Origin of the sequence: Cuneatibacter sp. NSJ-177 (assembly GCF_022867805.1) — a bacterium.
In the GTDB taxonomy this organism is placed as follows: domain Bacteria; phylum Bacillota; class Clostridia; order Lachnospirales; family Lachnospiraceae; genus Pseudolachnospira.
In genome coordinates this window covers 25,174-46,606 of the sequence record NZ_JALIFO010000006.1, presented here as the reverse complement: position 1 = coordinate 46,606, position 21,433 = coordinate 25,174, and the positions used below count along the sequence as shown (strand labels likewise).

Annotated in this window: 16 protein-coding genes and 1 CRISPR repeat array (1 of these 17 cut by a window edge); all 16 genes read right to left on the bottom strand. The window is 50.7% G+C overall.

Going from position 1 to position 21,433, the window contains the following annotated elements; all coding sequences use genetic code 11:
- A CRISPR array of direct repeats spans nt 1–974; the repeat unit is 31 nt; unit sequence GTTTCAATCCACGCTCCCAAGCGGGAGCGAC; it reaches 2,048 nt to the left of the window's first position.
- Between the two features lie 185 nt (nt 975–1,159).
- A complete protein-coding gene (gene cas2 / locus MUB23_RS08215; protein ID WP_244799906.1) occupies nt 1,160–1,450 on the bottom strand; it encodes a CRISPR-associated endonuclease Cas2 in 291 nt (96 codons plus the stop codon).
- 1 nt (nt 1,451) lies between these two features.
- The gene (cas1c, locus tag MUB23_RS08210; protein WP_244799905.1) at nt 1,452–2,483 is read right to left on the bottom strand and encodes a type I-C CRISPR-associated endonuclease Cas1c; all 1,032 of its coding nucleotides are present in this window, start codon (nt 2,481–2,483) and stop codon (nt 1,452–1,454) included.
- A 2-nt stretch (nt 2,484–2,485) separates the two neighbouring features.
- On the bottom strand, nt 2,486–3,139 hold the full coding sequence (cas4, locus tag MUB23_RS08205) for a CRISPR-associated protein Cas4 (protein WP_244799903.1): 654 nt from the start codon (nt 3,137–3,139) through the stop codon (nt 2,486–2,488).
- Nucleotides 3,140–3,157: 18 nt separating this feature from the next.
- On the bottom strand, nt 3,158–4,048 hold the full coding sequence (cas7c, locus tag MUB23_RS08200) for a type I-C CRISPR-associated protein Cas7/Csd2 (RefSeq protein WP_244799900.1): 891 nt from the start codon (nt 4,046–4,048) through the stop codon (nt 3,158–3,160).
- A 1-nt stretch (nt 4,049) separates the two neighbouring features.
- Nucleotides 4,050–5,792 (bottom strand): type I-C CRISPR-associated protein Cas8c/Csd1, encoded by a 1,743-nt coding sequence (cas8c, locus tag MUB23_RS08195; RefSeq protein ID WP_244799898.1) that lies wholly within the window; start codon nt 5,790–5,792, stop codon nt 4,050–4,052.
- Entirely contained in the window at nt 5,789–6,442 is a 654-nt protein-coding gene (gene cas5c, locus MUB23_RS08190; protein ID WP_244799896.1) for a type I-C CRISPR-associated protein Cas5c, read from the bottom strand. The genes cas8c and cas5c overlap by 4 nt, the downstream gene beginning before the upstream one ends.
- Before the next feature lie 156 nt (nt 6,443–6,598).
- Nucleotides 6,599–8,767 carry a CRISPR-associated helicase Cas3' gene (gene cas3 / locus MUB23_RS08185; RefSeq protein ID WP_244799894.1) on the bottom strand — a complete coding sequence of 723 codons (2,169 nt, stop codon included), beginning with the start codon at nt 8,765–8,767 and terminating at the stop codon, nt 6,599–6,601.
- Nucleotides 8,768–9,117: 350 nt separating this feature from the next.
- A complete protein-coding gene (locus tag MUB23_RS08180; protein ID WP_244799893.1) occupies nt 9,118–11,727 on the bottom strand; it encodes a cation-translocating P-type ATPase in 2,610 nt (869 codons plus the stop codon).
- A 379-nt stretch (nt 11,728–12,106) separates the two neighbouring features.
- A complete protein-coding gene (locus tag MUB23_RS08175; RefSeq protein WP_244799891.1) occupies nt 12,107–13,243 on the bottom strand; it encodes a toxic anion resistance protein in 1,137 nt (378 codons plus the stop codon).
- Nucleotides 13,240–14,493 carry a 5-bromo-4-chloroindolyl phosphate hydrolysis family protein gene (locus tag MUB23_RS08170; protein ID WP_244799890.1) on the bottom strand — a complete coding sequence of 418 codons (1,254 nt, stop codon included), beginning with the start codon at nt 14,491–14,493 and terminating at the stop codon, nt 13,240–13,242. The genes MUB23_RS08175 and MUB23_RS08170 overlap by 4 nt, the downstream gene beginning before the upstream one ends.
- A 25-nt stretch (nt 14,494–14,518) precedes the next feature.
- The gene (locus MUB23_RS08165; protein WP_244799889.1) at nt 14,519–15,055 is read right to left on the bottom strand and encodes a nitroreductase family protein; all 537 of its coding nucleotides are present in this window, start codon (nt 15,053–15,055) and stop codon (nt 14,519–14,521) included.
- Between the two features lie 225 nt (nt 15,056–15,280).
- On the bottom strand, nt 15,281–15,979 hold the full coding sequence (locus MUB23_RS08160) for a response regulator transcription factor (RefSeq protein WP_244799888.1): 699 nt from the start codon (nt 15,977–15,979) through the stop codon (nt 15,281–15,283).
- Nucleotides 15,972–16,868: a HAMP domain-containing sensor histidine kinase gene (locus MUB23_RS20095; protein WP_280515744.1), complete on the bottom strand. Its 897-nt coding sequence runs from the start codon at nt 16,866–16,868 to the stop codon at nt 15,972–15,974. The genes MUB23_RS08160 and MUB23_RS20095 overlap by 8 nt, the downstream gene beginning before the upstream one ends.
- A 648-nt stretch (nt 16,869–17,516) precedes the next feature.
- Nucleotides 17,517–18,692 carry an ABC transporter permease gene (locus MUB23_RS08150; RefSeq protein WP_244799886.1) on the bottom strand — a complete coding sequence of 392 codons (1,176 nt, stop codon included), beginning with the start codon at nt 18,690–18,692 and terminating at the stop codon, nt 17,517–17,519.
- Nucleotides 18,689–19,360: an ABC transporter ATP-binding protein gene (locus MUB23_RS08145; protein WP_244799885.1), complete on the bottom strand. Its 672-nt coding sequence runs from the start codon at nt 19,358–19,360 to the stop codon at nt 18,689–18,691. Before MUB23_RS08145 ends, MUB23_RS08150 begins: the two co-directional genes overlap by 4 nt.
- Nucleotides 19,357–21,258 (bottom strand): HlyD family efflux transporter periplasmic adaptor subunit, encoded by a 1,902-nt coding sequence (locus tag MUB23_RS08140; RefSeq protein WP_244799884.1) that lies wholly within the window; start codon nt 21,256–21,258, stop codon nt 19,357–19,359. Before MUB23_RS08140 ends, MUB23_RS08145 begins: the two co-directional genes overlap by 4 nt.
- Nucleotides 21,259–21,433 lie beyond the last annotated feature (175 nt).

Below are 21,433 nucleotides of genomic sequence, written 5' to 3'. Positions count from 1 at the left end.
CACTCCTCGAATTTCTTTGTGTCAATCTGGTTTCAATCCACGCTCCCAAGCGGGAGCGACTCGAATACCTATTGATTGCTTCCAGGTAGTTATGTTTCAATCCACGCTCCCAAGCGGGAGCGACCATCAGACGTCCATCCTCGTGCAACATCCGATCCGTTTCAATCCACGCTCCCAAGCGGGAGCGACTTTCTCCCTTTATTCCAAGGCTCATAAAATCCTCCGTTTCAATCCACGCTCCCAAGCGGGAGCGACCGAGGTGCTTTCATCTGCGATTTCAGCCATAAAGGTTTCAATCCACGCTCCCAAGCGGGAGCGACGTGGCTACAGGAATTGTAGGGGTCACGACAGCTACGTTTCAATCCACGCTCCCAAGCGGGAGCGACGATATCCCCCAGATCCCACTTGCCTCGATATCCGGTTTCAATCCACGCTCCCAAGCGGGAGCGACAACTGGAACGCAATATTAACCACATTTGCCGTATGTTTCAATCCACGCTCCCAAGCGGGAGCGACCGGACCCGACCACTACGGGCGCATCGGACAGCCAGTTTCAATCCACGCTCCCAAGCGGGAGCGACATGGACGAGGTCTTTGCCTCTCTCCCTACTGATGCAGTTTCAATCCACGCTCCCAAGCGGGAGCGACGCCTTTTGCTCCCACAAGGTCAGAAGCAATAAAAGTTTCAATCCACGCTCCCAAGCGGGAGCGACCGTTGCAGCGCCGGAGGAAGAAGTCACGGCCACGGGTTTCAATCCACGCTCCCAAGCGGGAGCGACCATCAAATCCGGCAGGAAAACGAGTACAAGTATGTTTCAATCCACGCTCCCAAGCGGGAGCGACGATGAGGGCATCGTTCGCAGAAATGAGAAACAAGGTTTCAATCCACGCTCCCAAGCGGGAGCGACCGTAAATAGTCATTGCCATCGGTCACTACTCATTTGTTTCAATCCACGCTCCCAAGCGGGAGCGACCGCAAAAATACAAACAACAAGCCATAAAACAATACATCCAATTACATCCAAACTAATTCTTCACCATATCCCCAGCAATTTTCAGACCTTTCCTTTCGCATTTCTCTCTATTTCCGGTGCGAACCTCCCAGGATTTTATGATAGCTTCCCCTTCGCACCAGCCATTATTTCTATTATCAATCAATTCAAATCATCAATGTTCCTTCTGGTTTATAACCCTCTTTCGTCCCAAAATGCTCTATCTTTGTCTCATACTGTTTTCCAAGATAGTAAAACCTCAAGCTGTCCTTATCTTTATCCATAATATCCAGCAACTTACTCTGCAATACCTTGCACTGGGCCGCATCGACGAGACATTCGAAAACAGAATTTTGAACCCGCTGTCCATAATTAACACACTGCTTTGCAATCTTCCTCAGGCGGCTCTTTCCGGCTGCATCTTCTGTATTCACATCATACGTAATCAATACCAGCATCTTATTTCCACAAGAACGGGGGGTATCCGTCCAAATCCTCTCTTAAATAACGTGCCAACAACAGGGCCTGTACATAGGGGACTAATCCCCAGGGAATTTTTTCCTTTAGATAAGGGTGCGTAATTGTTTCTCGCTTACGTTCTTGCCAAGCTCCTAGGAACAGCTTCCGGCCCTCCTCATTTAAAAGAACACTTCCGTTTTCCTGCCATGTAAAATGTGCCTTCTTAACCGCGCGGTTATTCACCTGTGTCAAAACAAAACGATCAGCAAAAGCGCCTCTGAGTTCTTCCATCAGGTCCAGTGCCAAAGAAGTTCGCCCTGGCCTGTCACAGTGTAGGAAACCAACATAAGAGTCCAATCCCACCGCTTCCAAGGCCGACGCGCAATCGGATGCCAATAAGGTGTAGGCAAACGACAGCATTGCATTGATCGGATCCCTCGGCGGCCGACGGTTTCTGTTCTGGAAATAGAAATCTTTTTTCTGATTCAAAATCATTTCGTCAAATACGCTAAAATATTGTTCCGCCGTCTTCCCTTCTATCCCGCGGAGACTTTCCAAGTTTTTAGCCGCTAAAATCTCAGGAAGAGATTCTGCCAACTGACCGGATACCTGCCGCAGCCGTTCTTCCTCCACTCGCAGCGCGTGATCCCGAAGAGTCCGTTCAATACTCCACCGACAATTATACACCTTTCCAAAAATAAAGAAACGCGCAATTTTACAGCATTCATCTTCCTGATCTGCCAAACGGTACTGTTTGCGGCGCAGCAGAACATTGCCTTGGCTTGGCCCGTTGACTCTCGCCCAAAAACGTCCGCCGGGACTCAGGAAGCAGAGGTTAATCCCCCGCTTCCCACATGCTCCCATGAAGGCAGGGCTTGCTCCCGCATAGGAAAAAGAATAGATTCCCTGCAGTGTATGTAACGGGAAACGTCCCATCACATCTTCCCCTTTACGGACAACCACATTTTCTCCGTCCAAAGTAAGGTACGCATCTTCGGTCATCACGAACAACGTATTCAGTAAAGTTTTCATTTTCACTCCTCCTTCATGGCGTTGTTCAGATATTCCTGGACCGATAATGTTTTACCAAGCTGCGGTAAACAGACTTCCTTCAAAGAACAGGCGTTGCAGCTTTTGGTCCTTTTGCTCTTAGGGGTATACCCTCTTTGAAAATAATCGTGCATTTCCCGGAACATTTCCTCCACCTGACTTCTTAAACACGTGGAAAACTCTACCTCTTCCCGACGGCGGCTTTCTCCGTAAAACAGGCTTCCTTCCGGAATCGAACACACCAACATTTCTTCCAGACACATCGCTTGAGCACAAAGCTGCAGGCGGTCGGCATCCACGGCTTTGGGAAGGCCTTTTTTATACTCTACCGGATAGGGCTTCCAAAACCCATCCCAGCCACGCAAAGCAATACCATCCGGATCTTGATGAAATTCCACCACATCACAAACGCCCGTAACTCCCATTGTCCGAGAGGCAACCTTCATACCATGAGTGACTAAAAGGTCCCCCCGCTTTTCTGTCAGTTCTTCCTCATGAGCGCGTTTGTGGAACAGCTCCCCCTCCACAGTTCGTAGATTTTCTTCCCATTGGTTTTCAACATGGATCAGTGCCCACTGACGCCGGCAAAAGGAGAAATGCTGCAGCCCCGAAATCATTAAATAGTCCTCTTCCTCCATCCTGGCATCTCCATTTCTTTACGATCTGCGGAGACAAGTAACTCCTTCCGGAATTAATTCCGCCTTTACCTCCACTCGATAATCTCCATAGCTACGCGCCGGTGTTTCCGGGTTTTTCCGCTCTACAGTGACCGTCTCAAACAACTTATAGGCCGGGGCATTCCCCATCTCACTGTCATGCTTAAAGATGATCAGTTCCCGAACCGCCATTTTTCCGCGGGCTGCTGAATGGTCATGCTCAAACATATTTAAAATAGCTTCCCATAAAAGTTCCAGATCTTCTTCCGAAAAGCCAGTGACTTTTCTTGCCAAATTTGCCGACACATATCCCTCTGCCCGGTACAGGCCATAAGGAATAATATATTTTCGTCCCATCTCAGTTCCTTTTTTCTCTGCATCCGCTTCCGTCGTAATTGCCACACGAGTTATGGTTATTTCCTGTGGCATCACCGGCTCTACGGAATGAGCAAAACCCAATTGGACAGGGCCGCGAACTTGTCCGCAATTTAAGGCTGCTTTTACAAAAGTAGTCATCACTGCTCCGAAGGTCCGAATGTCGTAAAAATTGCTGCACATGAAGTCCCGAATTTTCTGGTCCACATCCGGATCTTTCTTTTTTCGATCTTTGATTGTTTTATCATCCACATCAAGAGCCTGATATGCTTCCGCATCACTCCGGTTTAACGGAACACCGTCCTTAATATAAATCCGGTAACCCCTTGCATCTTCTTTTACCGTTTCCACATAATTGCGGATTTTTCTTTTCAAGCATACATCTGTAATCAATCCAACGCCTGTCGCCGGGTCAAATCGAGGCATATTTCCCGCATCCGGATCACCATTTGGATTCCCGTTCTCCACATCGAAAAGAATTACAAACTCATACCGGTTTTTAATCGCTTCTGCCATTTTACTTATCCTCCTTTTTCGTATACCGATCCTGTGTCTGATGATAATAGCCTAAAAGAAAATTCCCTTGATCTTCTAAGTTCAAATGCGTCGGAAAAGTTCCGATTCTCCCCATCAAATCCGTTATCTGTTTTTCGAAATATACATTTGCACTTACATTCCCCCGAATCTTTTTCAGATGGTTTTCGGATAATTTTATCAACACCGGATAAATCATTGCCGGAGTTTCACAGGCTGAGCTAAAATATTTGTCCCGAATTGTTGCATTGATGGTTGGATTCGCATTCTGCTGCAACGCTTCCAGCACAGAAAACAGTCTTCCCAGTACATACGCTACATCCATCCTATCTGGATTTAATCCCACCATGTTCACCTCCCGATATTTTTCCTCATAGTTTTTCAACAGATAAGCTTTTATTATCGCGGCTTTTCCACGGGTAATCTGGCGTTCTGCGCGGATCCGCAGCATCGTGCTCGAATAAAATGTGGCCGGATAATTGGAACCATTCAGAATTGCCCGCAGCACCTCGCCCGACATCTCCGGGGAGGGCGTCTTGTCTCTGGCATTTGGATTTACTGTTTCAAAAAGCAGACGATCCAAAGGAATATCGTCCCACCGGTCCCAAGCGGGACGTACGATTCTGATCCGTTCGTAATGTTCTTTCAAGTTTTTAGCCAAAGTCTGAAAATCTTTTTGCAGGAAGAAACGCACGGATACGCGTGCTGCATTTGGAGCCAGCCCCAGAATATAGTATCGATTGAACGGTTCCACCTCGATTCCCTTCCAGTCAATTGGTTTTCCCTCTGCTAATTTTGACAAAAGACTCGTCAATTCATTTTCCGTCATCGGAGTATCTTCTCCAGCGCCCGCAAAGAAATCCATAAATAAATCTTGTTTTACTTCATCCCCATCTTCCGCCCAGGACACCACTGTGGTGTCTCCAATCATCTGGACCCGTCCTGGATGGGAAAGCAAATAATTTAAGGCAGCCCCATAGGCAAATGCGGCGTATTCGCTGACAGGCGCGTTCAATCCCTGTTCCTTGCCATAGGACTCATAGGATGCTGCATTGAAGGAGACCAAGGATGCCCCCGAAGACTGAGCTCCGCGTACGCCTTTCAGGTTTGGGTGCAATCTGGCGGCAGGAGCTTTTCTTCCGGTGACCAGGCATGGCATTTGCTGCGAATCCTCTTCTGCTTTATCGTAATACGTTTGCCAGGCATCTCGGATCTCCTGATCTTCACTGGCCAAAGTCAGATCCATCTGAAAAGTCAGATTGGCATTGTCCTGAATATCCTCCCAAACTTCTGACAACTCCGGATGCTCCGCTGCCTGGTCAGGATTCCAGTTCTGGAAGAACGCCAGAATTCCTTTAGCAAACGGACTGTCGGTTCCTGACAAAAGTTTTTCGTGAAAGGCCCTGCATGCTTCAAAACATTCCCTTGTCCGCTCTGGTTTTCCCTTTTTATCAATTCCCAAAATATAACTGGAATTATCACAAAGAAAATTGGGATTGATCCCTACCGACCGTTTAAAGGGCGCCGGAAGATTCATCTCTCTTGGAATAAAAACCTGCTTCTTTCCACGAGTCACCTCCTGCTTTAAAGGTACGACCTGAAGTAAGGAGCCATCCTCACCGATTCGAAGAGCGTAAGAAACCTTGACTAAATTCCATCCCGGACGCGCCAATTTTCCTTTTTCCACTAAAGACTCGTAGTAACTGACCAATGCTTGCAGAATCATCGAACCACCTCACAATCCCGCAAATCCAAAACTCCCTTTATCAAAGTTGCCCGGAAAAACATCGGCCGGATATCCTCTGGATTACTGTAGTCAAGATCATACAACATATAGCCTAATTCTCGATCCGTGTCCGGGTAGGCTGTAGAAATTTCTTCTTCCTCGTATAAACGGAAATGGACCGGGAATTCCCTGCAGCCAAAATAGGGGGTGTGATAACATTGTCCGCGGGCCAAACGCCGTTTGATAATATCCTGAAACTTTCCTGGATTGTCACTGGCATTGGCCTTGTCTGTCATATCAAAATGTGCCTCAATCACGTAGCGGACATCTTTTAACACCAACGATGCCCTCTGCTGGATATCATCCGAAGTCACTAAATACAGTGGGCCGGTCCCTCTGTTCATCACAGTTTGAACATTCCGGGCGGATATTTTAGACTTTACCTCATTCCGTCGTATGTTAGTGAACTGAATCGGGCTGAGGACATAGATTTTGTCTATTCTCCACACCATTCCCGGGTGCCAGTAGACTGCTTCCAAAATCCCTCTGGCCGCGCTCGGCGTCATGCAGTCATAACTGACCCGTTCCGCCTTCATTTCTGGTCTCGAGTAACAGGCATAATCCCCCCATACCTCTACCCTTACGCTCATCGTTTCACTCCCTTTCTTTTGTCTCCGCAATTTATACTTTCGCCTGTTATATGAAAGATAGATAAAATCAACAATTTGTAGATGTCACTATTTTTCTTTATTTAAATCTTACTACAATTTAAATATCTTATCAACAATATTATTTTATTTTGTTATCTACAAAAACCATCCGATTCCTTCTTCGCCTTCCATATCCAACCCTATATCTTCCCGATACAAATCTGACCGGCATAAAATTGCTGCATTTTCATTTAACATTTCCAAGGCTCCCATCTGATCAAGCCTTTTCCAATGATTGGGATAGACATTGACCGAATCCTGACCGATTTCACGCAAAAGATCCTTGGACCAAAGCCCCAGCCTTAGTTTTTCGATCTCTTCCTTATTTTCTTCATTTGGAATGTAGACGGTCTTTGTCTCAGAATCAATCATCCGAAATCGTTCGGCGACAGTACGAAGAGGCAGTACGCTTCCATTCGCGCCGTTTTCCAGCATGTCTAAGATATGCGCTGAGTCCAGTTCTGTCTCTCGGATTTTATGTAAAAAGTTAAAATAGGTCTGAATTGCATCCGGCAAATAAATCTCTTCGTACTTTTCCATCACATATTCCGTGGCTTTTACATTCGGCATAAACATCGGGGGGATTTTCCCCTCCGCCTGAAACACATAGACCAGACTTTCGCTTCTAGTCCGGATCCCCTCCCGATTACACCGGCCGCCCGCCTGTAAAATAGAGTCCAATCCAGCCAGTTCCCGATAGACTGTGGGAAAATCCAGATCAACCCCAGCCTCAATTAGACTGGTCGATACCACACGGCAGTCCGAGCCATCTTTCAATCTTAACCGTATTAACTTAAGTTTGTCTCTCCGATGATTGGGTGTCATCAGTGTGGATAAATGGAACCCTCCTTCTCCGGCAAATTCGCGGTACAATTTCTGTGCCTGAGCTTTCGTGTTCACCACACACAAAACTTGTTTTTGTTTTTTTAACCGGTCTGACAACTCGGAATTGTTGATTTTTCCTAAATTCTGATAAGTGACACGCTGAAAAAAATCAAATAAACCACCTACATCCGGACAGATCTCTCGAATCGGCATCGGCGCAAAATATTCCTGAAGCGATGGCTGTGTAGCGGTACAAAGAACTGCCGTACAATTATAATTCTTTACCAATTCGGCAATCGCAGAAACACAGGGTTTCAAGCTGGTCAAGGGAATCATCTGAGCTTCATCGAAAATGATCACACTGTTGGCAATATTATGGAGTTTTCGGCATTTTGACACTTTATTGGAATAGAGGGATTCAAAAAACTGGACAGCAGTGGTTACAATGACAGGTGCGTCCCAATTTTCCGTAGCCAGCGCCTGCCGCCGTGCCCATTCTCCTTCCTCATGATCAAAATCGTCAGTCTTTCCTTCTCTTTGAAATGATACGTTGGAATGATGCTCTACCACATTCTCTTTTCCAAGAATCCCCCGGAAGACTCCGGCGGTCTGCTCGATGATGCTGACGTAGGGAACTACATAGATGATCCGGGGCATTTGATGGAATGCTGCATGGGTCAGGGCAAACGCAAGGGTGGCAACTGTTTTGCCGCCTCCGGTCGGGACAGTTAAGGAATAGAGATCCCTGATCTGATTTCCAAAATCAAAGCATCTGCGGAGAATTTCACATCGTTTCGCATTCAGGTCGTTCTTTGCCTCCCACCAAGGTTCAACTTTATCTTTCAGGCGCTCTAAAAGAGTTGAAATATCCTCATACCTGCCGCGAGGCTGCTCTCCGTTCATGAAGCATTCCGTGTCCAAAAAATCCGCATCAACCAGACAGGAAAAGAGCATCCGCGTATAAAATGCGAAGGAAAACTTTTCTTTCCGGCAAAAGTCCGGGGGAGTTGCTTCAGGAATCGAGATCTCTCCTACTACTTTTTTGTAATCTGGAATTTGTTTTCCAGGTTCTCGCTTTAGTTTTGCATAAAGGGTATTTCCGCTGCAGTCATCAAAACGAGTTCCGCTGTCCGGTAAGCCACCGTGATGACCTGCGATGCACATGGCAGAAAAAATATCCTTGGCGCGGAAAGCTTCCTGAGCACCAGCCGTAGAATGATCAATTTTTTTGCCGCCGTGCAGCCTGTCCAGAAATTCCAAGGTAAATTTTCCCAAATCGTGGATACTTCCGCATCGCCATCCCATTTCCTTTGATTGAAAAGCCGCAGCAAACTCTGCCGCTCTCTTCGCCACCCCCCATTGGTGTTCCGCCACCGTCTGTTCCCGCCCGTCTTCACTGATATGAGCTAAATATCGGTCTCCGTCTTTGATGTAATACATTTATCTGAATTCCTCTTCTTTTTTTTATTTTTCTTGAATTATACACCATTTCGACATTTTTCTCAACATATATCATTTTTTCACAACATTATGTCACACATTGTAAAACAGTTCCGGAAAACTACCGCTGTTTGTTTCAACTTTTTTTATATTTTCTTTAGCAGTAAGAGGGCAAAGGAAGACCGCCAGATCCATACATCTCAACCGTCACATTTCCCACGGTACAAATATAAAACCCGGAAGAATCTTCATTAGAAAATCCTTCCGGGTCTCATTCCCCGCCCGCCGTTCACCACCCGGTCCGGCCGGTTCCTCTCCCTCAAATCACTCGATTCCACCAATTATCGCTGTCACTGCTTCCCTCGTGCCATCTTCACCCCCTGTATCACCACCGTAGGAGCCACCGCCAAAAGCGCAATCCAACCGATCAGGCTCAAACTCAGATTCTGTACCAGGAACAAACTCTTCACGCCCGGCACAAACAGCACCGCCGCCAGCAGCAGCACACCCAGGCCGAATGCTCCTAGGGAATAGGGATTGGATCCCAGGCCTAGCCGGAAGATGGAAGCCTTTCCGCGGCAGTTAAACCCATGAAACAGCCGGGACAGGGTCAAGGTTGCAAAGGCCATGGTGCTGGCAAGTCCTGCTCCGCCCCTGGACAGCCCGATAAAGAATGCTCCCATCGTAGCAGCCGCAATCAAAGCGCCTTGGCCAAAAATCTTCATTGCCAATGCTTTGTTCAAAATCCCTTCTTTCGGATTCCGCGGCTTTTGATTCAGCAGGTCCGCCCGCGCAGGCTCCATGCCGATGGCGATCGCCGGCAGGCTGTCGGTCAAAAGGTTGATAAACAGCAGATGCACAGCCGCAAACGGCACCGGCAGCCCGGCCAGGGAGGCGAACAGCACGCAGAGGATACCGGCCATATTTCCGGATAGCAAGAAATTGATGGCATTCAGGATATTGCCGTAAACATTCCGGCCATTGACTACGGCTTTCACGATTGTCGCGAAATTGTCGTCGGCCAGGATCATATCCGCGGCATCCTTGCTGACCTCGGTTCCGGTGATTCCCATGGCCACGCCAATATCCGCGGCTTTCAGCGCCGGAGCATCATTGACTCCGTCTCCTGTCATAGAAACAATCGCGCCCCGCCGCTGCCAGGCGGAAACAATACGGATCTTGTGTTCCGGGGAAACTCTGGCGTACACGGAAATCTGCGATAGCTTCTGATCCAGCTCCTCGTCGCTGATCGCATCCAGCTCCCGGCCATTCAGGCAGATGTCGCCTTCCTGGAAAATCCCGATCTTCTTAGCGATGGCCGCCGCCGTCACTTTATGGTCTCCGGTAATCATCACCGTGCGGATCCCACCCTTTTTCGCATCGGCAACCGCTTGGATGGCCTCCTCCCTCGGCGGATCAATCATGGAGATCAATCCGAGGAAAGTAAGGCCGCTCTCGTCCTCAAAAACCAATTCTCTGCTCTGATCCAGGTCTTTCTTCGCAAAAGCCAGCACTCGAAGGCCTTGTTCGGAAAACTCTTGGTTTACCCTAAGAATCTCCTGCTTTTCCTCCTCTGTAATCGGCTTTTCCCCCTCCGGCGTCAAAAGGGAAACCGTGCGCTCCAGCATTTCATCCACCGCGCCTTTGGTGAACATGACCGGTGTCTGATCCATCACATGCAGCGTGCTCATCAGTTTCCGCTCCGAGTCAAAAGCCAGCTCGCCAGACCGGGGATAATCGTTCCGGTAGATCGTTTCCTCCACTCCAAGCTTCTCCCCCAATACTACGAGGGCGATCTCCGTGGGATCTCCGACACCGGTTCCATCATTCTCCGTTGCATCATTGTCAAGGACAGCGGCGGTGAGCAGCTCTTGATGTACCGGGTTTTGCAGATCCATCTTTGTGCCGGGTAAAACTGCCCCGGCGGTGTACACTTCCTGTACTGTCATCCGGTTTTGGGTCAGTGTGCCGGTTTTATCCGAACAGATCACCGATACCGCGCCCAAGCTTTCCACCGCTTTTAATTCTTTCATGATTGCATTTTGCTTTGCCATCTTTTGGGTTCCCATGGCAAGCACAATCGTCACGATCGAGCTCAACGCCTCCGGAATCGCAGCAACCGCCAAGGCAACCGCAAACATCATGGCATCCAGCGTCGGCATTTTCCGGTATACGGAGAGGGCAAACACCAGCGCGCAGATAGCGAGAACTGCAACGGCCAGCTTCCGGCTGAATTGATCCATGCTGACCTGCAAGGGCGTTTTTCTCTGCTCGGTCTGGTTCATCAGGGAAGCGATCTTGCCGATCTCCGTACTCATGCCCGTTCCGGTCACGACCATGGTCCCGCGGCCGTAGGTCACCAAGGATCCGGAAAATACCATGTTTTTCTGATCTCCCAGAGACACTTCCTGGTCTCCCAGCGCCTCTGTCGTTTTCTCTACACTCTCCGACTCGCCGGTCAGCGAGCTTTCATTGACTTTCAGAGAAAAATTTTCACAAAGCCGGCCGTCTGCCACGATCAAATCTCCGGTCTCCAGGCTGATGATATCTCCCGGCACCACTTCCGCTGAAGGAATCTCCACAACCTGTCCGTCCCGCCGCACTTTCGCTGTCGGGGAGGACATGGCCTTCAAACTTTCCAGCGACTTTTCCGCCTTGACATGCTGCACAGTCCCCAGCACTGCATTCAAGATTAAAACCGCGGTAATCACAATGGTGCTTTCTTTCTGGCCGGATGCAAAGGAAATCCCGGCCGCCAGCAGCAATATCACAACCAGCAAATCCTTAAATTGTTCCAAAAATACCAGGAATACCGGTTTTTTCTTGCCTTCGGCCAGTGCATTGGGACCGGTCTGTTTCAGCCGGTCTGCGGCAGCCTGGGACGTCAATCCCGAAGCCTCCGTCTCCTGTTCTCGAAAGGTTTCCTCCACTGTCTGCTGATAATACTTCTTTTCCGTCATGCTTGACTCCTTTCCCAGGGAACCGGCCTCGTCCAGCGGTTTGGTAAAAAAAGAACGAGGCCATTAGAAAGCCCTTTAGGATATCTTTCCCCTAAAAAGAACTTTCTAAAAGTCTCGTTACCGTTTACCGGCGCCTGCCGCCAGGTGTCTCCACCGTGCTGTTGACAGCAGAACTTTCAACTACTCCCTTTGTCCCTGATATGTATTAGTTTCGGTGATTATACCGCGTTTATCCCCCAATGTCAATAAAGATTATGTAAATTTTGGAAAACAAAAGAAAGAATAAACCAAAAAACCGTTCTACTCTCCAAAAAAATCCTCGGAAAGACAGAACGGTTTCCCAACTCACCGGATCAATCCCGGTATTTTCCGAAAAACACTATCTTCTGATTTCTAACAGCTTCGCTTTCAGCTCCCCTTCCAGGCGCTGCATTTCCACTTCCGCCTCCCTGCGTTTCTGCCGGCCTTCCTGCTGGATCTGGAGTACCTCATCCAAAGTGGAAATCAAGGACTCATTAGTGGCTTTCAGCGTATCCAGCTCCACAATGCCGCGCTCCGATTCTTTGGCCGCCTCCACCGTAGCCATTTTTAAGGTCTCGGCATTCTTTCTCAGAAGCTGATTCGTCATGTCCGTCACGGTTTTCTGTGCTTCCGCCGCCTGGGCCGAGTGGGTGACGCCGAGGGCCAGCACCATCTGGCTTTTCCAAAGAGGAATGGTGTTCACCAAGGTGGACTGGATTTTCTCTGTCATCAGCGTATCGTTTCCCTGGATCAGCCGGATCTGAGGCGCTGTTTGCAGGCAAACCATCCGGGTCAGCTCCAAATCATGGAGTTTTTTCTCAAAACGAAGGCATTGGGCGTCCAAGTCTCTGGCTGCCTGAGCGTCCTCCGGCTGGCCGGTCCGCTCCGCTTTTGCAATCAGCTCGTTCAGCTGCGCGTTCCGCACTTCGGCCAGTTTTTTCTTTCCTGCCAGAATATACATGGTCAGCTCTTTGAAATAGTTAAGGTTGACCTCATACATCTTGTCCAGTACAGCGATGTCTTTGATCAACTGTACCTGATGGGACTCCAGCGCTCTGCAAATCTGATTGACATTGGACTCCGCCTTGGCATAGCGGGCTTTCATGGCCGTCAGCTTGTTGGAAGACTTCTTAAAAAATCCGAGGAAACCTTTTTCCTCCTCCTCATCGAACCCTTTCAGCTCTCCGACCACATCCGTCAGCAGGCTCCCGATCTCCCCCAAATCCTTGGTTCTGGCGTTGTCCAGAGCAGTCTCCGTGAAATCCGCCATCTTTTTCTGGGCTCCCGCTCCATATTGGAGAATCATGGTGGAATCCTCCAGGTTGATCTGACGGGAAAACGCCTCTACCATCTGCTGTTCCTCCGGGCTTAAAACACTGTCATCCCAGAGGGGCTGCTCTTTCGCCGGAGCGGGCTTGCTTTCTTCCTTGGCAAAGGGATCCAAAGTCAGCGTCGGTGACGCTCCCAATCCATCAAACATCTGATTGTCGCTCATGTCGTTGTTCCTTTCTCCTCCGGCGCTGTCTTTTTCGAGAACACGTCTTCTGTCAATCCCTCCTGCGCCAACATCGTCTTCAACACCGTGATATCTGTGGACACATCCCAGGCCGTATCCTGAAACAGGCTGTCCAGCAGCTTTAAAAAGGCAGCATTCAAAGTGTCCAGCGTACCTTCAATTTCCTTTTTCGAGGAAAGAATGTTCTCCCCCTGCACCGGCTGAGCGCTCAACTCCTCATAAGCCTGCAGCAGCTTGACCGTGGTCGGAAGATAGTATTCCATCAGTTTGCGGATATCCGCCACATCCTCCGGATTTTTTTCCACCTGAACCAGAATCCGCTCCACCAAAACCTCCATACGGGAAATCTTCGCGGATATAATCTCTCCGGGAATCGCCTGGTTACAGCGGCGGATCTCCGCCAGGTAAGCCCGGCCCTCCTCCATGATTTCCCGGACCTCAGGCGGAAGTTTGGAATCCGGTTCTTGTTTTTCCACCGTGATCTCCGGTTTTTGTTTCGCTTTCCGCTCCTGCTCCTTCATCATCGTCAAATACTGTCGGTACGTAGGCTCATCCACAATCAGACAGGTTTCCTGACGGTCCAGGTGCCCTTGAGGGAACCAGCGCTTTTCAATCATCTTTTTCAAATCCTTCCGGACAAAACGGACGGATTGATCCACCGCGGCAGCCAGCTCTTCCAGCTGGCAATAGGTTCTGCCGTGCAGGCAGCGGACATACTCTTGAAACCGCATCGCCATCCTTCGCATGGAGCTTCCTTTTCCGCCCAGAACAAGAAAGGCCAGCAGACACGGCGCCAAAATGTAAACCGCCAGGCGGAGTCCAAAGGAAAACACGCCGCTCGCCAAGGCGATCAGTAAAAGCACCGCAACCGCGATGCCGCATGTCAGGCCGAAAATAATTCCGATGACCTTCATGGCCATTCCCCCGGCCCGGTATCCGTAGGTACTGGCGAATAGCCGCGATGGGGGCTGCGCATTCTCGCGGGAAGTCTGAAACGTTTGGTTTCCGCCCATCCGCTTCGGATTGGCAGGGCCCGTACTCCTGCGCTGATTGACATTTTTTTCAATCGCCTCTCCGGCGTTCCGGATCCCGTCGCCCACGGCCCCGGCCGTCTGTTCCAGTACGGTCCGCAATGTCTGATTCAAGGTATGAAAATTTTTGGTGTCCACTGCGTCCTGCACAATATCGCGGATATCCCGTCCCAGGGATCTCCAATCATTCTCCTGCATATTGCCTCCCGGCGCCTTCTCTTTTTTATCCCCAGCGCTCATACATCAAAATTTCTTCCACAGTTTTTCGTTCCTTGGGTTTCGGCTCCTCCGCCGGATATCCCACCGTCAAGACAGCGACCACATGCTTGTCCTTCGGGATGCCGAGGATCTCCTTCATCTCCTTCTGGACAAAATAACCGGTCCAGCAGGTGCCAAGTCCCAGTTCCACGGCCTTCAGGGCAATATGCTCGGTGGCGATGGCCGTATCCCGCAGAACCAGCTTCTGCCCTTTATAAGGTGTCTCCTCGTTGAGCTCGATGGTCTCGTCCTTTAAACGCACATAGCCGTCCGCCACGCAGACCAGAAAGAGCGGCGCCCCCATCATCCACTCCTGGTCATGGTCCGCCTTTACGATCTTGCGCTTTGTCTCTTCGGACCGGACTGCAATAAAATACCAAGGCTGCGTGTGATTCCCCGACGGAGCCACACGGGCGGCCTCGATCAGTTGATGCAGCACCTCGTCCGTTACCGGCTGGCTGGTATATTTCCGAATACTTCTTCTCTCTTCAAAAAGATCCATGGAATGCTCCTCCCCTATCCTCTGTTTTCTGCGCCGCACTGAGCAACCAGCCGGGCAGTCCTCACTCCCCATCGCTTCCTATGAGCGAAAAACCAATCGTTCTTTGGTTCCGGAGCCATTTTTATCATTATAACGCACAACCGTGTTTTTTTCTACGTAAAAATCCCCGGAAAAGCAAAAAACTGGTTTCTCTTTCCAGGAATTTACAAAATCTTTTCTATTAACTTAAGGACAATGGAAACGGTATCCAATTCCCCAGACCGTTTCAATTCTCTTGGGGTTGGAGGGATCTTTCTCTATCTTATCACGGATGCGGTTGACATGTACGGTCACGGTTGCGAGATCCCCGCTTGAATCATACCCCCAGATCGTCTCAAAAAGCTGCTTTTTTGAATGGACTACATTGGGATTCGAGACGAAATATTTTAACAGGTCAAATTCCCGTTTGGGAAAACGGACCTCCCGGTCCCCGACATAGACGGACCTTTGCCGGGGATCGATCCGAATATCCCCGGCCGTCAGCGGTTCTTCCGATTCTTCTTCCGCCTTCCACTCAGTCAGCCGCTCATACCGTCTCAGGTGAGAAATGACACGGGCCACCAGTTCCGCAGGATCAAATGGTTTCAGAATGTAATCGTCCGCGCCAAGCTGCAGCCCATGGAGGCGGTCTGGCAGTTCCACTCTGGCCGTCACCATCAGGATCGGAATATCGATCTCATCCCGAATCAAACGGCAGATCTCATAACCATCGCAGCCCGGCAGCATCAAATCCAGCAAGACCAGCTCATATTCGCCGTTGCGCAGGGCCTCAAGGGCTTCGAGTCCGTCACCGATCACCTCTGAGCTGTAACCGCTCATATTCAGGTAGTCTTTTTCCAACATGGCGATCTCGGCGTCATCCTCCACAATCAGTATTTTACGCATGGCTCTCCTTTCCGGAGGGAAAAATCATTTCGACCGCAAGGCCTTCGCGGTTGTACGCCGTAATCTGTCCGCCATGCGCCTCTACGATCTGCTTTGCAATCGCAAGGCCCAGGCCGTTTCCCTCTCCGTTTTTTGGGCTCCGCGAAACGTCCCCTCTCCAAAACTGCTCAAACAGCTGGGGCAAATCTTCCTCCCGCACCCCCGCTCCATTGTCGGAAAAGACCAGATGCTCCCCCTCCGTCCCGGAATAAACCTGAATCGTAAAAGTAAGCGGATCGGAGGCGGCATATTTCACCGCATTGTCGGAGAGGTTCCACAAAACCCGGCGCAGTTGTTCCTCATCCATATTTACGGGATGAGGACCTGCAGCCACTTGAATCCGGCTTATAATCCCGCTGTTTTTCCACTCCGCCTCCGATTCTTCTGCAAAATTCCGGACGAATTCTCCCAGATCTCTTTCTTTTATAAGAAGGGGAATGCTCCCGGCTTCCATGCGGGATACAGAAAGCAGCTTTTGCAGCAGCCCGTCCATCTCGCAGGTCTTCCGGTACGCAATGGTCAGGTACTGCTCCTGCTTCTGCGGCGTGGCGGCGACACCGTCCAGAATCCCCTTGATTGATCCTTTGATAAAAGTCAGCGGGGTTCGCAGATCATGGGAAATGCCATTTACCATATCGAATCTCGCCTTTTCGTAGGCCCTATTTTTTTCCTGTTCCCTGCGTAGGGCATCCTGCATCCGGTTGAATGCGCCGCAGACCGTGGAGAATTCATCTTTCCCTTCATAGAGGACGGGAACGAGAAGATCCCCCTGCTCTACTCTGCGGGCACCTTCCTCCAGGGCTTTGACCGGCTTTAGAATAGCTTTTGCCTGAAACCTGGTATAGATCATGCTGACCAGCAGAATAATCAAGATCGACAAAATTCCTACGACAAAATAAGTCAATCGCATGGAAGTAAAAGGCTCCGACTGATCCTCCAGAAGAGTTCCCGGTCCTTCCGGCATACCGGCCGCCAATAGCGTATACTCGCCGTTTCGAATCCCCAAAATAGACCACCCCTTCTGGCGATACAGCAAGAGTTCCTCTTCCTTCCAAGAAAAGGGCAGGGCAGACGAAAAGACATTTGTCTTTGTCTCTCCTGATGTCCAGATGATGGTGTCATCGGTGCCAACCGCCATCCGGTAGCCAAGGGCTTCCAGCTTACGGCCTGCAGCCTCCCAGTTTTTCTCCCCGTTTAAAGCCTCTTTTAAAATCTCTCCCGCCTCAAATACATAGGGCTCCGCCACTACCAGTTCTTTGGGATCAAACTGACTGGAAAACAGACGGATGACCAGGTTTCCGGTCAGAAACAGGGTGATCAGGGAAATAAAAACCAACAGGCTGACGGATAATAGTATCTTTTGTTTTAGTTTCACCGGCCGTCCTCCTCAAAATCCAAGGAACCCGCCGCATTTTTCTGCGGCGGGCCTAACGATTTCATTTCTGTGTTGCTATTGTACCATACCCTCCCTCCTTTCCGCAACCAAATGAATTGCCGGTCAGGTAAATTGCAGTGCATCGATGGGTTTCTTTCTCGCCGCCTTGCTTGCGGGATAGCTTCCAAAGCCGACCCCGATCAAAGCCGAGAATCCAACTGCCACCCACACTGCTCCCATGGAGAGGGAAAACGAGTAGTCCGGCAGCAACTGGGCCACCACCAGGATCGCGAGCCAGGAGATCCCGATGCCGATTAGACAGCCGATCAGGCTGATCACCAACGCCTCGATTAAAAACTGCGTCAAAATCGTCCCATAGGACGCCCCGATCGCTTTTCGGATCCCAATCTCCCTGGTTCTCTCCGTCACTGAAACTAGCATGATATTCATAATTCCAATTCCGCCGACAATCAGTGAGATCGCGGCGATTCCTCCCAAAAGGATGGACAAAGTATCCGTTACGCTGGTCATGGTTTCCATAATCTCCGATTGGTTCTGGATGCTGAACGCGTCGGAATCGCTGTCCAGCCGTTCCAGGAGAAGCTGGGTCAGGCGGTTCTCCGCTGTGTCCATGCTGTTCTCATCTTCGGAGGAGACAAAAAAGCTGGTCACGTCCTTGACACTGTCGGAGAGACGCATCAAGGTCGTATATGGGATGTACGCCTCCATCCGTTCCATATTGAATCCGGAGGTGCTCTCCTCCTCAGCCAAAACCCCTACGATCTGGAAGCGGATCCCATTCAGTGATATCGTTTCTCCGGTTACATTGGCGGTCCCGAACAGTTCTTCCGCCGTATAGGCATTGATGACCGCAACATACGTGTGATTTTCCACATCCGCTTTTTTTAGGAATCGCCCGCTTCCCAGCTCCAGTCCTTGAATCGAGGCATAGCCGGGCGTCGTGCCCGTGACGCTGAGGCTTCCGCTGGCCGTTTTATTCTTTGCCGTTACATTGGCGTTTGCCGAGGGAGCCGCTTCGGCAAACTCCTCGGAATCGGCCAGGGCCGTCACTTCATCCCAGCGGAAAGGGCGGTCCTTATCGTCGCTGATCGTCACGGTCAGCAGATTCGTGCCGATGCTGGAAATCGTGTCCGTGATGGAGCTGGTCGCGCCGTTCACCAGGGACACCAGAACCACAAGGGAAAACACGCCGATGATAATGCCCAGCATCGTGAGAAATGAACGCATTTTACTGGAGGCAATGGATTTCCAAGCCATCTTGAACGACTGAAAAATCATATCGCCACCTCACTCACCTGCCCGTCCTTGATCCGGATTTTTCGTTCCGCCAGATTGGCCACCGATTCGTCATGGGTGATCACCACGATCGTATTCCCTCTCTCGTGGAGCTCGTGAAATAAATCCATGATTTCCTCGCTGGTGTGGGAATCCAGCGCTCCTGTGGGCTCATCGGCCAGGAACAAGGAGGGGGAAGTCACCAGCGCCCTGGCGATCGCCACCCGCTGCTGCTGGCCGCCCGACAATTCATTTGGCTTATGCTGCATTCTGCCGTCCAGCCCGACCTGCTCCATGGCTTCTTTTACCAATCGTTTCCGCTCAGAGGCGGGAAGTCTCCGGTAAATTAATGGAAGCTCCACGTTCTCCTCCGCGGTCATTTTGGGGATCAGAAAAAAGCTTTGAAAAACAAATCCGATTTTTTGATTCCGGATCCGGGCCAGTTCCTTTTCCGTGTAGCCTTGAATCGGCTGGCCATCCAACAGATATTCCCCCTCATCCGGTAAATCCAGACAACCGATGATATTCATCATCGTCGATTTCCCGCTGCCGGAAGGGCCCACGATACTGACATATTCGCCCTGGCTGATCTCCATACTGGCGTGGTCCAAGGCGTGGACGGCCTCCGCCCCCATCCAGTAGGTTTTACATACATCTTTCAGACAGATCATGGGGTTCCACCTCCCATCGGGCCTCCGGAGAAATCACCGCTTGGGGCTCCCCCCTCCCGGCCGCCTCCGCCAGGGATATCCATCTGCATGCCTCCCATATCTATGCCGCCGAAAGAGAATTCTTCGCTGGATCCACCGCTGGAAATCGAGCTGTAATACACGGTATCACCGTTCGAGAGCCCAGATGTGATTTCCGTGTTAGCGCCGTCGGAGAGGCCGGTTTCCACCTCCACTTCGCCGCCGAGCGCCCCGGTCTCCTCATCTTTTTCAGTATAGACAAAAGTTCTTCCCCCCTGTTCTTGTACCGCCGCCGAAGGAATCAATAAAATATCGTTCTTTTCTTCCAAGATGATGGACGCCGAGGCATTCATACCCGCCATCATGGATTCGCTTTTCGGCAGGGTGATTTCCACCTGGTACTTGGTCACACCGCCGCTTGAGGTCCCTGTCGTTCCGATTCCGGTGATCTCTCCCTCAAAGGTCTCCTCCGGGATGGCGTCCAAGGTCAGGCTCACCTTCTGACCCTCGGCTACGGAAAGAATATCCAGTTCATCCACGTTGACAGAAACTTTCATTTGATCCTGAGACGCAATGCTAAATGCCGCCACCTGATCCGTACTCTCGGAAGACTGTGCAGTTCCTCCGGACGTGGTCACTCCGCTTCCCGCCGTGACAGAGGTTCCGCTGCTCCCGTTCCCGGCGGTTAAAACCGAACCGGCGGATACACTGGATTCCTGGTTTTGTAAATCGCTCTGGGATTCTCCATTTTGAGGAACCTCCCCGACAGGCGCTGCCTCTGTCTTCGGGAACGTGGCGGTAAAGGTCAGCTGGTTTCCTTGCCCCTCCCCAGTCACAATACATCCGGAAACCACCGCATTCTCGACCACCGGAACTATCGCCGGGTCAAAGGCGTATCCCTCTTTTGCCGTCAGGCGAACCACGGCCGAATAAGCGATATCCGCCTGGAACTGTTCCTGAGCAGGAGCCCAGACGATCTCGGCCCGATAAGTTTCCGTCTCGGCCAGAAGGGTTTCCGGCACAGCGCCGGTGACCGGGCTGGCAATCGGAATCGGTTCCAGCTCCGTTAAGACCTGCACGGCCGCCGGTGACTCTTCCGAACTCTCTCCGCCATCCTGGGGAACGGACGGATCCTTTCCCTCCCCTTCCTGTGAAGCGCCGGATTCCGGCTGCCCTTCCAGAGATGCGGTCAAAAAAACCGCCCCCTGTGCGTTTCCGCCCATACTTGTCAGAAGGGTGAGGCCTGCCCCGCCTGCGGATGCCGTCCCGACGCCGGCAGCCGACGACGCGGATAAAGAACTGCCGTCCGATACATGGACGCCGGTGATGATCCCATCGGAATCTGCCGGAATGGTATTGGTCTCGGACAGCTGGGACAAACGTTCATATTTCTCTTCTAGCTCTTCTTTTTCCTGGAGCAATTCATAATATTCCGCCGTGTCGTCATCGGCATCCTCCAGATCATCCTCCACGTCCTCAATGGCTTCCTTTGCTGCATAAAGCTGTGCTTTCACGGAATTTTCATTCAGCGTGGCCAGGATGTCTCCTGCCTTCACCTGGTCTCCCTCTGAGACCAAAACCTGATCCACTTTAAGCCCGGCCGGGATTTTAATGTCCGTACTTTCCAGATTGGAAAGCGAGCCGGAGCCCTCGATCGTGGTGGAGATTGACCCGGTCTCCACATTCGCCGACATCGTCAAGGCGGACGACGCCATCGCCGGTTTTGAGTCCGTCCGGCCTAAAATATAAATGCCTGCCGCCACTAAAACCGCCAACCCGGCCGTAACCGCCGCTGCTTTTCTTTTTCTCTTTCTTTTTCCCGCCGGGCACGCCTGCTTTTGCACGGTACCGTCTGTTTTCTTCCTTCCTGGAATTCCCATTGTTCCGCCTCCATTTCAAACTTAAACTTGGCTCTATCCTACCAGGCATTTGTCAATAAGCTGAGGTGAAATCCGAAACAAAGTCGAAACAAAAAATGAAATTGCTGTGATCGAAATTTGACAGCAAAAAACCGGCGCAGCAGAAAAACCTGCCGCGCCGGTTGACCCAAATGCC

Coding starts and splice junctions, on each gene's coding strand:
- cas2 (WP_244799906.1), bottom strand. CDS start 1,450: ATGCTGGTATTGATTACGTATGATGTGAATACAGAAGATGCAGCCGGA.
- cas1c (WP_244799905.1), bottom strand. CDS start 2,483: ATGAAAACTTTACTGAATACGTTGTTCGTGATGACCGAAGATGCGTAC.
- cas4 (WP_244799903.1), bottom strand. CDS start 3,139: ATGGAGGAAGAGGACTATTTAATGATTTCGGGGCTGCAGCATTTCTCC.
- cas7c (WP_244799900.1), bottom strand. CDS start 4,048: ATGGCAGAAGCGATTAAAAACCGGTATGAGTTTGTAATTCTTTTCGAT.
- cas8c (WP_244799898.1), bottom strand. CDS start 5,792: ATGATTCTGCAAGCATTGGTCAGTTACTACGAGTCTTTAGTGGAAAAA.
- cas5c (WP_244799896.1), bottom strand. CDS start 6,442: ATGAGCGTAAGGGTAGAGGTATGGGGGGATTATGCCTGTTACTCGAGA.
- cas3 (WP_244799894.1), bottom strand. CDS start 8,767: ATGTATTACATCAAAGACGGAGACCGATATTTAGCTCATATCAGTGAA.
- MUB23_RS08180 (WP_244799893.1), bottom strand. CDS start 11,727: ATGACGGAAAAGAAGTATTATCAGCAGACAGTGGAGGAAACCTTTCGA.
- MUB23_RS08175 (WP_244799891.1), bottom strand. CDS start 13,243: ATGAGCGACAATCAGATGTTTGATGGATTGGGAGCGTCACCGACGCTG.
- MUB23_RS08170 (WP_244799890.1), bottom strand. CDS start 14,493: ATGCAGGAGAATGATTGGAGATCCCTGGGACGGGATATCCGCGATATT.
- MUB23_RS08165 (WP_244799889.1), bottom strand. CDS start 15,055: ATGGATCTTTTTGAAGAGAGAAGAAGTATTCGGAAATATACCAGCCAG.
- MUB23_RS08160 (WP_244799888.1), bottom strand. CDS start 15,979: ATGCGTAAAATACTGATTGTGGAGGATGACGCCGAGATCGCCATGTTG.
- MUB23_RS20095 (WP_280515744.1), bottom strand. CDS start 16,868: ATGATCTATACCAGGTTTCAGGCAAAAGCTATTCTAAAGCCGGTCAAA.
- MUB23_RS08150 (WP_244799886.1), bottom strand. CDS start 18,692: ATGATTTTTCAGTCGTTCAAGATGGCTTGGAAATCCATTGCCTCCAGT.
- MUB23_RS08145 (WP_244799885.1), bottom strand. CDS start 19,360: ATGATCTGTCTGAAAGATGTATGTAAAACCTACTGGATGGGGGCGGAG.
- MUB23_RS08140 (WP_244799884.1), bottom strand. CDS start 21,258: ATGGGAATTCCAGGAAGGAAGAAAACAGACGGTACCGTGCAAAAGCAG.